At 72.2% G+C, this 14,567-nt stretch carries 9 protein-coding genes and 1 pseudogene; 7 read left to right on the top strand and 3 right to left on the bottom strand.

Features of this window, described 5'->3' with window-relative positions:
• Both AC0666_RS16300 and AC0666_RS16295 read right to left on the bottom strand, forming a co-directional pair.
• Nucleotides 1-1,878, bottom strand: a complete 1,878-nt coding sequence (locus tag AC0666_RS16300; RefSeq protein WP_468969960.1) for an MFS transporter — start codon at nucleotides 1,876-1,878, stop codon at nucleotides 1-3.
• A gap of 133 nt (nucleotides 1,879-2,011) precedes the next feature.
• On the bottom strand, nucleotides 2,012-4,825 hold the full coding sequence (locus AC0666_RS16295) for a D-alanyl-D-alanine carboxypeptidase family protein (RefSeq protein WP_478707790.1): 2,814 nt from the start codon (nucleotides 4,823-4,825) through the stop codon (nucleotides 2,012-2,014).
• Nucleotides 4,826-4,988: 163 nt separating this feature from the next.
• Between AC0666_RS16295 and AC0666_RS16290 the strand changes: the two genes are divergently transcribed.
• The 3 genes and pseudogenes from AC0666_RS16290 to AC0666_RS16280 all read left to right on the top strand — a co-directional run bounded on the left by AC0666_RS16290 (nucleotide 4,989) and on the right by AC0666_RS16280 (nucleotide 7,360).
• Complete coding sequence (locus tag AC0666_RS16290) at nucleotides 4,989-5,726, top strand: GOLPH3/VPS74 family protein (RefSeq protein WP_468581835.1); 738 nt, start codon at nucleotides 4,989-4,991, stop codon at nucleotides 5,724-5,726.
• A 340-nt stretch (nucleotides 5,727-6,066) separates the two neighbouring features.
• Nucleotides 6,067-6,940: pseudogene (locus AC0666_RS16285) on the top strand (helix-turn-helix domain-containing protein).
• Between the two features lie 207 nt (nucleotides 6,941-7,147).
• Nucleotides 7,148-7,360 (top strand): DUF397 domain-containing protein, encoded by a 213-nt coding sequence (locus tag AC0666_RS16280; RefSeq protein WP_468969966.1) that lies wholly within the window; start codon nucleotides 7,148-7,150, stop codon nucleotides 7,358-7,360.
• A gap of 196 nt (nucleotides 7,361-7,556) precedes the next feature.
• Here AC0666_RS16280 and AC0666_RS16275 read toward each other — a convergent pair whose 3' ends face one another.
• Nucleotides 7,557-8,414, bottom strand: a complete 858-nt coding sequence (locus AC0666_RS16275) for a hypothetical protein (RefSeq protein ID WP_468969967.1) — start codon at nucleotides 8,412-8,414, stop codon at nucleotides 7,557-7,559.
• Nucleotides 8,415-8,611: 197 nt separating this feature from the next.
• On the opposite strand from AC0666_RS16275, the gene AC0666_RS16270 reads away from it, so the two are divergent.
• The 4 genes from AC0666_RS16270 (at nucleotide 8,612) to AC0666_RS16255 (ending at nucleotide 14,536) form a co-directional block, all read left to right on the top strand.
• Entirely contained in the window at nucleotides 8,612-9,415 is an 804-nt protein-coding gene (locus tag AC0666_RS16270) for an SDR family oxidoreductase (RefSeq protein WP_468969969.1), read from the top strand.
• Between the two features lie 49 nt (nucleotides 9,416-9,464).
• Nucleotides 9,465-12,041, top strand: a complete 2,577-nt coding sequence (locus AC0666_RS16265) for a bifunctional FO biosynthesis protein CofGH (RefSeq protein ID WP_478707789.1) — start codon at nucleotides 9,465-9,467, stop codon at nucleotides 12,039-12,041.
• A gap of 434 nt (nucleotides 12,042-12,475) precedes the next feature.
• Nucleotides 12,476-13,588, top strand: a complete 1,113-nt coding sequence (locus AC0666_RS16260; protein ID WP_478707826.1) for an ADP-ribosylglycohydrolase family protein — start codon at nucleotides 12,476-12,478, stop codon at nucleotides 13,586-13,588.
• Nucleotides 13,589-13,675: 87 nt separating this feature from the next.
• Nucleotides 13,676-14,536, top strand: coding sequence for an LLM class F420-dependent oxidoreductase (locus AC0666_RS16255; RefSeq protein WP_468969974.1), 861 nt, complete (start codon nucleotides 13,676-13,678; stop codon nucleotides 14,534-14,536).
• Nucleotides 14,537-14,567 lie beyond the last annotated feature (31 nt).

Below are 14,567 nucleotides of genomic sequence, written 5' to 3'. Positions count from 1 at the left end.
TCAAGGACCCGGCACCCCGCGGACCAGCTCCTCCGGGCACGGCGTTCCGCGCGGCAGCTGGTACTTCGCCGCCACCCGGTACTGGCCCGGCGCCGGGGCCAGCAGCTCCGTCCAGACGTCCCCCGACTCGTCGGGAGCCGCCTTGAACAGGCAGCCGGCCGTGTTCGCGTACTCCTTCGGCAGCGTCCCGCCACGCCCGCTGCGCGCCTTCGAGGCGAAGGTCTCCTGCGGCGGCGCCACCGGCCTGCCCGCCGCGTCCAGCAGCCCCAGCCAGGGCGAATGGGGGATCCGCACCAGTACGCGCCCGGCCGCGCGCACGTCGATGACCAGCTGGTCCGCGCCCGCCCGGACCACCTCCGCCTGCCCGGACACCAGCTCCGTCGGGGCGTCCACCTTGAACAGCTGCCAGTTCGCGTCGCCCCACACCAGCTGGAGGTACGGGAGCCCCTCGCGCACCAGCTTCGCCTCGTCCTCACCGCCCGAGTCGGGTTTGTCGGCGGGCAGCACCACATAGCGCACGGCCCAGCGCTCCAGCCAGGTCCGGTAGCTCTCGGCGGTGAGGGTGTCGTCGTAGAAGAGCGGATTGCGTTCGAGGTCCGCCTGCCGGTTCCAGCCGCGGGCGAGGTTCACGTACGAGGGGAAGGCCGAGGACTCGCGGTGGCTGCTGGCCGGGACCACCTCGACGCGCCCGCGCTCGGCGCCCGCCTTCTGCAGCTGGTCCACCAGCGGGGCCAGCTCGCGGTTCCAGGCGGCCACCGGGGTGGTGCGCACGATGTCCGTGATGCTGTTGGCGGTGATCCACCCGGCCAGGCCCACACAGGCGACCACCAGCGCGTACCGGTGCCGCGAGCGCGGGACCGCGTACGGCAGGGCCGCGCACAGCACCGCCCCGCCGAACAGCATGACCAGACGGGTGACGTTCGAGCCGACCTGTGAATCGATCGCCCAGGTCAGGAGCACGCCGAGGGTGTAGACCGCCGCGGCGATGCGGACGGTTTTCCACCGCTTCGGCACGAGGACGAAGATCAGGATCCCGAACAGGAACGGCGGCGCCGCCGAACCCAGCTTCATCGGCTGGGTCCCGGAGAACGGGAACAGCCAGGCCGACAGCCCGACCACCGCCACCGGGGCCAGACCCAGCGCGTACGCCCCCGGCCGCCGCCCGCTCAGGAACAGCGCGGCCGCGATCACCCCGAGGAACAACCCGGCGACCGGGCTGGCCGCGGTGGCCAGCCCCGCGAGCGGGGCCGCGACGGCGGCCTTGGCCCAGCGCCGCTCGGCCCATTTGCGGGGCCAGCAGAAGACCGCGGCGACCGCGCCGAGCGCGAACATCGCGCCGAGCCCGAAGGTGACGCGGCCGGACAGCGCGTTGCAGAGCAGCCCGTACACACCGGCCAGCGCCGGCCAGAGCGGCTCGCGGACGGCGCCGCGGCACCGGGTGAGGATCAGCGCGAGCAGCCCGGCCGAGACGGTGCCCGCGACCATCATCGTGGTCCGTACACCGATCATGTACATCACGTACGGGGAGACCACGCTGTACGAGACGGGGTGCATGCCGCCGTACCAGGCAAGGTTGTACGCCGAGTCCGGATGGCGGCCCACGAACTCCGCCCAGGCGTCCTGCGCGGCGAGGTCCCCGCCGCTGTTGGCGAAGCAGAAGAACCAGACGACGTGCAGGACGGCGGCCAGCACGGTGGCGACCGCCACCGGATGCCGACGGGCCCACCCCGCGGCCCCGGCCCGCGCCCCCGCCTGCGCCCCGGCCGGGGCCCCGGCCGAAGCGGCCGCCGCCCCGGGCACCCCGAGCACCCCGGGCACGCCGGAGCCACCGGCCTCGGCGGCCGGCACGCCCTGGCTCTCTTGCTCGGCGGTCGTCACTGCGCTACTCCGGTGCTCCCCGGCACAGGCACATGGCCATGCGTCATCAACACGTCAACACCTGCGTCCCGGTCCCAAGACGCGCTGCGGCGCCCCGGGGTTGCCCGGGGCGCCGGAACCACGCGGTCAGCGATCAGCCGACACGGGTCAGTTTGCTGCCGATACCGGGAGCGGCGAGATCACTCTGCAGCGCCACCGGCACCTTCACCTGGCTGGCCCCCTCGCCGACGGTCAGCATGCCGATCTCGGTGCCGGACTTGGCGGTCTGGGGCAGCTTCCCGTCGCCGCCGACGAGCTTGACGTCGATGTGGAGCGACGGCCATCCGACCGCCTCGACGTCGGCGGTGGCCACGACCGGGGTGTGGCCGCCGAGGCCGTCGTCCACGTACCCGACGACGTCGCCCTTCTTCAGGACGGGGGCGCTCGTGAGCATCTTCTGCGTGGCGAGCATGACGTTCTTGCTCGCGGTGATGGCGGTGCCGAGGATCGGCACGCCGTGCTGGCCGAGGACCGCGCCGACGATCAGCTGGTTGGTCTTGCCGACCTTCTTCTCGGCGGCGAAGAGCAGGTTGCCGCCGGCCTTGGTGGTGGAACCGGTCTTGATGCCGACGGCCCCGTTGTACGGGACGAGGTCGTTCCAGTTGCGCCAGGGCTTGCCCGAGGGGTCGGTCCAGCTCGGCAGCTTGGTGATGGCCATCAGCTCGGACATCTCGACCACCTTCAGGCCCAGCTTGACCTGGTCCTCGGCGGTGCTGACGGTGGTCGCGTCCAGACCCGAGGGGTCGGTGTAGGTGGTGTTGGCCATGCCGAGGTCCTTGGCGGCCTCGTTCATCTTCTTGACGAAGGCCTCCTGGTCGCCGCCGGTGTCCCAGCGGGCCAGGAGCCGCGCGACGTTGTTCGCCGACGGGATCATGATCGCGGCGAGGGCGTCGTACTCGGAGATCTTGTCGCCCTCCTTCAGCGTGTTGACCGTCGACTCGCCGTCGGAGTCCTTCTTGCCGTCGTCGACCGCCGTCTTGTCGATGTCGATCATCGGACCCTTTTCCCCCTTCTTGAGGGGGTGGTTCTTCAGGATCACGTAGGCCGTCATCGTCTTGGCGACGCTGCCGATGGCGATGGGCTTCTGCTCGCCGAAGGTGCCGACGGTGCCGAGGCCGGCCGCGGCCATGTGGCCCTGGCCTTCCTTGGGCCAGGGCAGGGACGGGTTCCCGCCGTCGAAGGTGTACGAGTTCTGCGCGGTCATCTTGAGCTTCGGCTCGGGCAGCGGGCGGACCAGCTGAACGACGGCGATGATGATCGCGAGGAGCACGACGAGCGGGGCGTAGATCTTGAACCGCCGGATGACGGTACGCAGCGGGCTCGGCGGCGGGGGCGGGTTGTTGGTGAGGTCCGCGAGCAGATCGAGCGGCGGCATGGGCGGCAGCGGCTGCTGCGTGGTCCGCTCGGTCCGGTCGAGGGCCGGGGCGGTGTCCTTCGGCGGAGCCTGGACCGACGGGGCCAGGGTCTGGGCCGAGGGCTGGGCCGGGGCCGGGGCCGGGGCCGGGGTGGCAGCGGCGGGCTTCGCGGAGCCTTCGCCGTCCTTGCGCAGCGGGACGAAAGTGCTCGCCCGCTCCCCGCCGCCGGCCTTCGGCGGCACGGGCCGGGAAGCGGCGGGCTTGTCCGCCGCCGGAGCGGAGCCGGGCTTCACGGCGCGGAACACGGCGGTGCGCTCGCTGTCGGCGGGCTCGTCGGAGGCCGCCTCCTTCGCTTCCGGGGAAGCCGAAGCGGAACCTGGCTTCACCGCCCGGAAGACGGCCGTACGCTCACTGTCCGCGGCCTTGTCGGCAGCCGGAGCCGCGGGCTTCGACCCGGGCTTCGGAGCCCGGAAAACGGCGGTCCGCTCGCTGTCGGCCGGCTCGTCGGCAGCCGCCGGGGCCTCCGGCTTCGTCTCCGGCTTCACCGCCCGGAACACCGCAGTCCGCTCGCTGTCGGCAGGCTTGTCCTCGGCAGCCGCCGGAGCCCCGGGCTTCGGCGCACGGAAGACGGCGGTGCGCTCGCTGTCGGCAGGCTCGTCGGCAGCCGGGACCTCCGGCTTGGACTCCGGCTTCGGCGCACGGAAGACGGCGGTGCGCTCGCTGTCGGCCGGTTCGGCAGCCTCCGGCTTCGGCGCGCGCGCAGCCTCGTCGGACGCGGCCGCAGCGGGCTTCGCCCCGTCCGCCTCCGACACGGAACCGGAACCCGTAGCGGAACCCGAAGCGGAACCGGCGTCCGGCTCCGAACCCGACCCCGCCGAGGACTCGGAAGCCCCAGAAGCACCGGAGGCCTTGGAGGCACCGGAAGCGCCGGAAGCTTCCGCCGACTCGGGGGCTTCGGACGCTTCCTCCGACTCCGGGGCTTCGACCGCTTCGGATGCACCGGAAGCTTCGGCCGGCTCGGGGGCTTCGGCTACCCGGGAGCCCTCGGAGGCACCGGAAGAGTCGGCCGACTCGGGGGCTTCGGAGGCACGGGAAGGGTCGGCCGACTCGGGCGCTTCGGCCAGCTCGGAGGCTTCGGCCGACTCGGGCGCTTGGGCCAGCTCGGAGGCTTCGGCCGACTCGGGCGCTTGGGCCAGCTCGGAGGCTTCGGCCGACTCGGAGGCTCCGGCCACCTCGGAGGCTTCGGAAGCGTCGGCCGCGTCGGCCGCGTCGGCCGCCTCGGGCGCACCGGCCGAGGGCTTCGAAGCCTCGGCCTCGGCCTCGGCCTCCTCCCCCGAACCGCCGGAGGCCCCGGCGCCGGCCACCCACGCCGCCACCGCCGCCCGCAGCGGATCCGGCTCCGCCTTCTCGGCGGAGGACTCGGCCTCCCGCGGCCGGAACACCGACAACCTCGGGTCACGCTCCGCGGAGGACCGCGCCTCGCCCGACGTTCCTTCATCTACCGACTTGTCGGGGGACTCGCCCGCCACCAGTTCCTCCTCGATCGCCACCACGTCCGGCTGTCCGAATGTCTAACAGTGTCCCGTCTAGGGGGCATCGCCCCCGTGCCAGACGAGAACGACATAGCTGCCGGTTCCCCCATAAAGCGACCAGGCGCTCTCGACAGATGAATGTGAGAGGCGTCACCCTGTCACTCATCCACGCGGGGAGGCATGGATGGGCAGGAGCCGCAGAACAATTCCGGAGGAGCTTCTGCTGCTCGCTTTGGACCCGACCACGGGTACCACGGCGCAGCCGCAGTCGCTCGACCTCGGCCTGGCCGGGGCACAGCTAGTGGAGCTGGCTCTGGCAGGACGGATAGCCCCTGACGGGGATCGTATCGCCGTGGTGATGCCACGGCCGACAGGAGATCCGACTCTGGACTCCGCACTGGAACTGCTGCGCAGGCGCGGCAGCCCGGTACGGGCCGTCCACTGGATCGGCGGACCCCGGCTGGGGCTCCGCCAGATTTACCTCGCGCACCTGGAGCGTTGCGGCATGGTCCATGCCGTGGCGGGACAGATGTGCGGGGTGCTGCCGACGACTCGCTACCAGGCGACCGACACGGCGATCAGCCGGGAGATCCGTACCCGGCTCGACAATGCGATCCGCACCGGTGTACCGCCGGACCCGCGGACCGCGGCGCTCGCCGCACTGGCCCATGCGGTCGGACTCGGCAAGCACCTGTACCCCGGTAACGAGGGGCGGTCGTCCAGGTCCCGGCTGCGGGACCTGATCCGGCACGACCCCATGGGCGGTCTCGTGGCGCATGCCGTCATGGACGTCCAGAACGGTGTGGCGGCGCAGCCACGCCGTGACCGCGCCCCGGCACCGCCGGCCGCCCGGGCCACGGCGAGCGGCGTTCCGCTGCAGCCGCGCCGGACGGGTGCGATGGCCCGGGTGGCCGCGCACTGATCCGACCGACCGCCGCACACCCGAACGACCCCGAACCACCCTGAACCACCCCGTACGACCCCGTACGACCCCGAACGACCCTCGTACGACCCCCGAACGACCGCTGCACCCCCTGCACGACACAGCACCACGCGCAGATCCACCGCTCCACCGCAACGCCATCGCCGCAACCGGCGTCCCCGGCGCGCGGGGTGGCGGGGCCGGTCCACCGGTCCCGTCCCCCGCGCGTCCGTATTTCCGGGCCGTTCTCCGGCGCCGCCGCGCCCTTCGGTGGCAGTCTGCTCACCATCAGACACGCAGAGAGACAGAACCAGAAGAAGAAGGCGGAGGTGCCGTTCACGTGGCGTCCAATGTCAATCCCACCGTCCGACGCCGCCGACTGGGCATGGAGTTGCGCAAGCTCCGCGAGGACAAGGGCATGACGGCCGAGCAGGTGGCCGAGCGCCTCCTCGTCTCCCAGTCCAAGATCAGCAGGTTGGAGAACGGCCGCCGTTCCATCAGCCAGCGCGACGTCCGCGACCTGTGCGACGTGTACGAGGTAGAGGACCGCCGGCTCGTCGACTCGCTGATGCAGATGGCGAAGGACTCCCGGCAGCAGGGCTGGTGGCACGCCTTCGGCGACATTCCGTACAGCGTCTACAACGGACGCCACCAGTCTGCGCACGTACGAACCGCAGATGGTCCCGGGCCTGCTCCAGACCCCGGAGTACGCCCATGCCCTCATCCGCGGCGCGCTGCCGGAGACCGCCCCGGCGGACGTGGAGAAGCGCGTCAACGTGCGGATGCACCGGCAGAAGCGGCTCTCCGAGACCGACAACAACAACCCGGAGGTCGGCCCGCTGCGCCTGTGGGCCGTCATCGACGAGGCCGCGCTGCGCCGCCACGTGGGCGACGCCCAGCTGATGATCAGACAGCTGGAGTACCTGATAGAGCAGTCGGAGCAGCCGTACATCACCGTGCAGGTGATGCCCTTCTCGATGGGCGCCCATCCGGGGGTGAACGGGCAGTACGCCATCCTGGAGTTCCCGGACGCGTCCGACTCCACCGTCGTCTACATCGAGGGCGTGACGAGCGACCTGTACCTGGAGAAGGCCAATGACGTGCAGAAGTACAGCGTGATGTACGAGCACTTGCGCGCCCAGGCGCTCAACGTCGAACAGACACGGCAGTTCATCTCCGAGATCATCGACCAATATGCGGGCAAGGCCAAGTAAAAGCGGAGGAAACCGGGCAGGTGGCGAGGGGGGCGCGCACGGTACACCGTGACTCCCCGGCCGCAGAAGGCCTGAATGGAATATGCCACTCGGTCGGGTGAATGACCCCTTCACCCCTCGGAAGGTGCCGGTAGCGTCGATCACGTCGGCCGGGAAAGCGAATTGGCCGACATCCCACTGGCACTGCTCGCTGAACCGGAGAACACCATGGCTATTCGTCAGGGCGCCACCGACCACTGGACCAAGTCCTCCTACTCCGGCGGGAACGGCGCGTGCGTCGAGGTCAAGTCCCCCGTCACGGAAACCATCGCGGTCCGCGACTCGAAGGTGCAGGACGGCCCGTCGCTGACCTTCGCCCCGGACTCCTGGACCTCGTTCGTCGCCGATGTCACCGAGGGCCGGCTGGGGCGCCTCGTCTGAACGTCAGGCGTACGCCCCGACCGTCCCACCGGCAACACAAGCAGCATCGGCAACACAAGCAGCACACGCAGTACCGGCACCACAGGCAGCACCAGCACCAGCACCACACGCAGCACCTGCACCACCTGACTGAAGCCCTCTCGACTGGCCCGCCGTCCCGGCCGAGGGGGCTCGGCCATGTCCGCCTCCTGCACTCCTAGCGCCGGAGCCGGTCCACGTACCGGTCGGTCCCCGGCACGGTCGGGATGAAGGGCGCCACCAGTTCCACCCGCCCCAGACCCGCCTCCGCGACCTCCGTGTCCAGCCCCTGGAAGCGGTCCCAGCAGGTCCGCGGATCGGCCTCCAGGAACCACAGCAGCGTCAGCCGGGTGTCGACCCCCTCGACCTGCTTGACGTACGTCATCCGGTCGCCGGGCAGCGGCGTCGGCCGGAAGACCGTCACCATGGCGGCCGGTGAACCCGCGAGGCGCCTCGGCAGGGCGTGCGAGCGCAGCCACTCCAGCAGCTCCGCCCGCCGCTCGGGCCCCTCGGCGTCCACGACCTGGAGGACGAGCCCGGCGTAGGGGTGGTCGAGCGCGTGGAAGTCCCGCGGCCCGGCGGGGCCGTCGCGGTAGACGGTCGCCTCGTGGTCCTGGAAGGCCGTGAAGACATGGGTGCGGTCCTGGTAGACGCGGCCGTCGCGGTTCAGCCGCTTGTTGATGCCGACCGTCCACTTCATGTGCTCGTCGTAGCGGCCCTCGGTCACCCAGTACGTCGATATGTAGCATCCGGCGGTGACCGGCTGGGCGACGGCCGACTTCTCCGGGTAGCGCAGCTCCTGCAGCTCCCGGGTGGCCACCCAGCGGCGGCCGGCGTACATCCAGGGCATGGCCATGGCACCGGCGTAGTAGTGGTCGTCCTCGTACCAGCGGTTGTACGCGTACTCGTGCCCCGGGTGCGGTTCGACCATGGTGATCAGCGCATGGCCGGGCCGGACGCCGTACGGCCCGACGGCCGCGAGTGCGGCGTAGTCGTCGGTGCGGGTGTCTTCGCGGTTCTCCGGGTGGGGTGTCATGGGAACGGTCTATCTGACAATACGTCACATGAGGAGAGGTGCGACGGGTTCCGCACTTCCCCCGCGCGCTCCCCGCCCTCACCGCCGGCCCGCCCGCCCCCATCCGCACCCCTTCCCTCCCCCCGCCCGGCCCTCTACCCTGACGGACCGTCAGATCTCGTCCGTCCTCCCCGCTCCGCCCCTCCAGGAGGCCCCGCATGCCCACACCGCCCGCGCTGTTGCTGCAAGGCAAGACCGTCATCGTCTCCGGCGTCGGGGCCGGGCTCGGGCACCAGGTGGCTGCCGTCGTCGTGCGCGACGGGGGCAATGCGGTGCTCGGGGCGCGCACCGAGGCCCATCTCGCCAAGACCGCCGCCGAGATCGACCCCGACGGCGCGCACACCGCGTACCTGCCGACCGACATCACCGACGAGCGCCAGTGCTCCGCCCTCGCCGAACTGGCCCGGGAGCGCTTCGGCGGGATCGACGCCGTCGTGCACGTCGCCGCCTGGGACTCGTACTTCGGCGGGCTGGAGGACGCCGACTTCGGGACCTGGCAGCAGATCCTCGACGTGAACCTGCTCGGCACGCTGCGCATGACCCGGGCCTGCCTGCCCGCCCTCAAGGCGGGTGGCGGCGGGGCCGTCGTCATCATCGGCACCCAGTCGGCCGTCGCCGCCCCCAACGAGGTGCAGCAGGCCGCCTACGCCGCCTCCAAGGGCGCGCTGACCTCCGCCATGTACTCCATGGCCCGGGAGCTCGGGCCGCACCGGATCCGGGTCAACACCGTGCTGCCCGGCTGGATGTGGGGCCCTCCCGTGCAGGCCTTCGTCACCTTCACCGCGCATTCCGAGGGCATCCCCGAGGCCGAGGTCCGGGCCCGCCTCGCCGAGCGGATGGCGCTGCCCGACCTCGCCACGGACGGGGACGTCGCCGATGCCGTCGCGTTCCTCGCCTCCGACCGGGCACGGGCGATAACCGGCCAGTCGTTGCTGGTCAACGCCGGTGAACTGATGCGATGAGGCTGATCGGCGCCCTCGCCCCCGCATCCTCGGATCGTATGCTCACGGCATGACCACTCCGAGTGACGCTCCGACCGACAACGCGATGCGCCGCGCGCTGCGGCGGGCCCGCGACGGCGTCGCGCTCGACGCGACCGAGGCGGCCGTACTCCTCCAGGCGCGGGGCGCGGACCTGGAGGACCTCGCCGCCTCCGCCGCCCGGGTGCGCGACGCGGGCCTGGCGGCCGCCGGGCGCCCCGGCGTCATCACCTACTCGAAGAGCGTGTTCATCCCCCTCACCCGCCTGTGTCGCGACAAGTGCCACTACTGCACCTTCGCCACCGTCCCCGGCAAGCTGCGCCGGGCCGGCCACGGCATGTTCATGTCCCCCGACGAGGTGCTCGACATCGCCCGCCGCGGCGCCGCGCTGGGCTGCAAGGAAGCGCTCATCACCCTCGGCGACAAGCCCGAGGACCGCTGGCCCGAGGCGCGCGAGTGGCTGGAGGCGCACGGCTACGACGACACCATTTCCTACGTGCGCGCCATCTCGATCCTCATCCTGGAGGAGACGGGCCTCCTCCCGCACCTCAACCCGGGTGTGATGTCCTGGGCCGACTTCCAGCGCCTCAAGCCGGTCGCCCCCTCCATGGGCATGATGCTGGAGACCACGGCGACGCGCCTGTGGTCCGAGCCCGGCGGCCCGCACTTCGGCTCCCCGGACAAGGAGCCGGCGGTGCGCCTGCGCGTGCTGGAGGACGCGGGGCGTTCCTCGGTCCCCTTCACCAGCGGGCTGCTCATCGGCATCGGCGAGACGTACCAGGAGCGCGCCGAGTCGCTGTTCGCGCTGCGCCGCATATCGCGCTCCTACCACGGCATCCAGGAGCTGATCATCCAGAACTTCCGCGCCAAGCCGGACACGGCGATGCGCGGGATGCCGGACGCCGAGCTGGACGACTTGGTCGCCACGGTCGCGGTCGCCCGGCACATCATGGGCCCGTCGGGCTGCCTCCAGGCCCCGCCGAACCTGGTCGACGGGGAGTACGCCCGGCTGATCGGCGCCGGTATCGACGACTGGGGCGGTGTCTCGCCGCTGACACCCGACCACGTGAACCCGGAGCGTCCCTGGCCGCAGATCGACGTGCTGGCCGCCCAGTCCGCGGCAGCCGGTTTCGAGCTGCGGGAACGCCTCTGCGTGTACCCGGAGTTCGTGCAGCGCGGTGAGCCGTGGCTGGATCCGCGGCTGCTGCCGCACGTACGGGCGCTCGCGGATGCGCAGACCGGCCTCGCCCTCCCGGACGCCGAGGTCACGGGCCGTCCGTGGCAGGAGCCGGAAGAGGTGTTCACGGCGACGGGGCGCACCGACCTGCACGCCGCCATCGACACCGAGGGCCGTACGGGCGACCGCCGCGAGGACTTCGACCTCGTCTACGGCGACTGGGACGCGCTGCGCGAGGCGGCCGCCCCGGGCATGGTGGCGGAGCGCATCGACACCGACGTACGGGCCGCGCTCGTCCGGGCGGCCGACGATCCGACGAAGCTCACCGACGAGCAGGCGCTGGCCCTGCTGCACGCGGACGGCCCGGCGCTCGACGCGCTGTGCCGGATCGCGGACGACCTGCGCAGGTCGGTGGTGGGCGACGAGGTGACGTACATCGTCACGCGGAACATCAACTTCACGAACGTCTGCTACACCGGCTGCCGATTCTGCGCCTTCGCGCAGCGCCGCACCGACGCCGACGCGTACACGCTGTCGCTGGAGCAGGTCGCCGACCGGGCCGCACAGGCCTGGGAGGTGGGCGCGGTCGAGGTGTGCATGCAGGGCGGCATCCACCCGGACCTGCCCGGAACGGCGTACTTCGACATCGCGCGCGCGGTCAAGAAGCGGGTGCCCGGCATGCACGTGCACGCCTTCTCCCCGATGGAGGTCGTCAACGGCGCCACGCGGACGGGCATGTCCGTACGGGACTGGCTGACGGCGGCCAAGGAGGCCGGGCTGGACACGATCCCGGGGACGGCGGCGGAGATCCTCGACGACGAGGTCCGCTGGGTGCTGACCAAGGGCAAGCTGCCGACGGCGGACTGGATCGACGTGGTCACCACCGCCCACGAGCTCGGCATCCGGTCCTCGTCGACGATGATGTACGGGCACGTGGACCAGCCGCGGCACTGGCTCGGGCACCTGCGCACGCTGGCGCGCATCCAGCAGCAGACCGGCGGTTTCACCGAGTTCGTGACGCTGCCGTTCATCCACACCAACGCGCCGGTGTACCTGGCGGGCATCGCCCGGCCCGGCCCGACGGTCCGCGACAACCGGGCGGTGACGGCGATGGCCCGGCTCCTGCTGCACCCGCACATCACCAACATCCAGACGAGCTGGGTGAAGCTGGGTGCGGAGGGTGCGGCGCAGATGCTGCGGTCCGGGGCGAACGACCTGGGCGGGACGCTCATGGAGGAGACGATCTCCCGGATGGCGGGGTCGAGTTACGGCTCGTACAAGTCGGTGCAGGACCTGATCGCCGTGGCGGAGGCCGCCGGGCGGCCCGCGAAGCCCCGGACGACGCTGTACGGGGAGGTGCCGCAGGAGCGGCAGGACGCGGCGCGCGCCTCGGACGGGCACCTGCCGGAACTGTTGCCCGTGCTGGACTAGGCCGAGCCCCCGGCCGGGCGCGGGCCCGGCCGGGGGCACGGCGCCGGCAGGGGGCACGGCGCCGGCAGGGGGCACGGCGCCGGCAGGGTGCACGGCGCCGGCAGGGTGCACGCCGCCGGCCGTCAGCCGTACGACCCGCGGCCGTCACCGCCGCCACGCTCGTTGGTGGCGGTGGGCGGCCGGGGAACCCCACCTGAACGAGACATGGCCGAAACCGGCTCACCCGAAGGCGAACGGCAAAACGTGCCACCCCTTGCGGTTTCCCCTCACGGATTCCGGCCTTTCTCTGCTCGGGCTTTCGAATTCGACCGAGCCGGTCCACTACAGTGCGCGCCAGAGCAAGGGGGATCGCGATGGACACGGACACAGCGGCGGCCACACCCACGAGCAGGCCGAAGGCCGGCGCGCAGCACACCCTCGCCGGCCGCGCGGCCGTGACCACCGGCCTGTGGGGCCGCGCCGAACAGCAGGACTTCCGCAGCCGCGTCCGCGGAACCCTCCTCGGCTCCGCGATCGGCGACGCCCTCGGCGCGCCCCTGGCCACCCTGTCCCTGGACGCCATCCGCGCGACCCACGGCCCCGAGGGGCTGACCGCGCCCGCCCCCGCCCACGGCCGGAGCGGCAGCATCACCGCCGCCACGCAGCTCACCCTGTTCACCGTCGACGGGCTCATACGGGCGCACGTACGCCGTGACACCGGCGCCTGGCACCCGCCCACCGACCTCCACCGCGCCTACCGGCGCTGGGCCGCCACCCAGCACGACTGGGGCCCCGACGAACGCCGCAAGGACAACGGCTGGCTCGCCCAGGAGGAATGGCTCTACGCCCGCCGCAGCCCGGACCGCGCCTGCCTGACCGGCTTCGCCGACGAGGCCCTCGCCACCCTCGCCCAGCCGAAGAACCCCACCGACCAGGGCGCCGCCGCGGCCACCCGCTCGGCCCCCTTCGGGCTGCTGGTCGGCTGGGAACCCGCCCTGGTCCTCCAGCTCACCGTCGAATGCGCCGCCCAGAGCCACGGCCACCCCAGCGCGTACCTCTCCGCCGGAGCCTTCGCCGTCATCGTCCACGGCCTGACCCGCGGCGCATCCCTCGACTCCGCCCTCCAGCAGGCCCTCGGCCTGCTCGGCTCCCGACCGGGCCGGCAGCCCGTCACCGACGCCCTCCAGCGGGCGGTCGCCGCCGTACCCGAGGGCGCCCCCTCCGCGGAGATCGTCGAATCCCTCGCCACCGGAGACGGCCGGAGCGCCGAGGGCGCCCTCGCCGTCGCCGTCTACTGCGCCCTGGTCGCCGAGGACGTCCCGCACGGGCTGCGCCTCGCCGTCAACCACGGCGGCGACTCCACCGCCACCGGCGCTCTGTGCGGGGCCCTGCTCGGCGCCCTGCACGGCGAGACCGCCCTCCCGGGCGCCTGGCTCGCGGACCTTGAAGGCCGCGCCACGCTGCTGGAGCTCGCCGACGACTTCGCCCTGGAGATGACCCAGGGTCCCACCCTGCACGGCCCGGCGGCGGACTCCCCGGTCTGGTCGGCCCGCTATCCCGTCGGCTGACACCCCCTCAACAATCCGTTCACGAGCCCGTACCGTGAGGTCTCGCCAGCCCAGGAGCCCCGGAGCGCCACGGAGGTGCCCTCACCCATGCGGATCGCCACGACCATCTTCCTGACCGACCAGTCCGTCTCCCCCGTCCGCCTCGCCCGCAGCCTGGAGGAACGCGGCTTCGCCGGCCTCTACCTGCCCGAGCACACGCACATCCCGGTCAGCCGCGACACCGACGCGCCGATGGGCGGGGAGCTCCCGCAGATGTACGGGCGCACCCTCGACCCCTTCGTGGCCCTCGCCCAGGCCGCCGCCGTGACCGAGCGCCTCCACCTCGGCACCGGCATCACCCTGGTCGCCCAGCACGACCCGATCGACCTCGCGAAGCAGATCGCGACGCTGGACCACCTGTCCGCCGGTCGCTTCACCCTCGGCGTCGGGTACGGCTGGAACGTCGAGGAGGCCGCCGACCACGGCGTCGAGTGGCGCACCCGCCGTGAGCTGGTCCGCGACCGGATGGCCCTGATGCGGGCCCTGTGGGCGCCCGAACCGACCGCGTACGTCGGCCAGTTCTGCTCGGTCAGGGCCAGCGCGGCCCACCCCAAGCCGGTCCAGCCGCCCCGCGAACTCGCCCCGGGCGAGCCACTCCACGGCCCCCGCACCCTGATCGGCGGCCAGGCCGGCCCCAAGCTCTTCGCGGCCATCGCGGACCACGCCGACGGCTGGCTCCCGATCGGCGGCGGCGGCCTCTCGGAGTCCCTGCCCGCCCTGCGCCAGGTCTGGGAGGCTGCGGGCCGCGACCCCAAAACCCTCCAGGTGGTCCCGTACGCGGTCCAGCCCAACCCGGGCAAACTGGCCCACTACGCCGACCTGGGCATCGAGGAAGTCGTCCTCCAACTCCCCTCGACCCCGGAACCGGAAGTCCTCCGCGTCCTGGACGACTTCGCCCAATACCTCTGACGTCGCACCGCCGGCGCCGCTCGGGTTTGTT

This window comes from Streptomyces sp. NPDC043680, assembly GCF_056436685.1.
Note: the sequence above shows the minus strand (reverse complement) of the source record. Positions and strands in the feature narration are given on the sequence as shown.

Excerpts from the sequence above, each read along its gene's own strand:
- AC0666_RS16290 (WP_468581835.1), top strand. The coding sequence starts at position 4,989 with ATGGGCAGGAGCCGCAGAACAATTCCGGAGGAGCTTCTGCTGCTCGCT.
- AC0666_RS16280 (WP_468969966.1), top strand. The coding sequence starts at position 7,148 with ATGGCTATTCGTCAGGGCGCCACCGACCACTGGACCAAGTCCTCCTAC.
- AC0666_RS16275 (WP_468969967.1), bottom strand. The coding sequence starts at position 8,414 with ATGACACCCCACCCGGAGAACCGCGAAGACACCCGCACCGACGACTAC.
- AC0666_RS16270 (WP_468969969.1), top strand. The coding sequence starts at position 8,612 with ATGCCCACACCGCCCGCGCTGTTGCTGCAAGGCAAGACCGTCATCGTC.
- AC0666_RS16265 (WP_478707789.1), top strand. The coding sequence starts at position 9,465 with ATGACCACTCCGAGTGACGCTCCGACCGACAACGCGATGCGCCGCGCG.
- AC0666_RS16255 (WP_468969974.1), top strand. The coding sequence starts at position 13,676 with ATGCGGATCGCCACGACCATCTTCCTGACCGACCAGTCCGTCTCCCCC.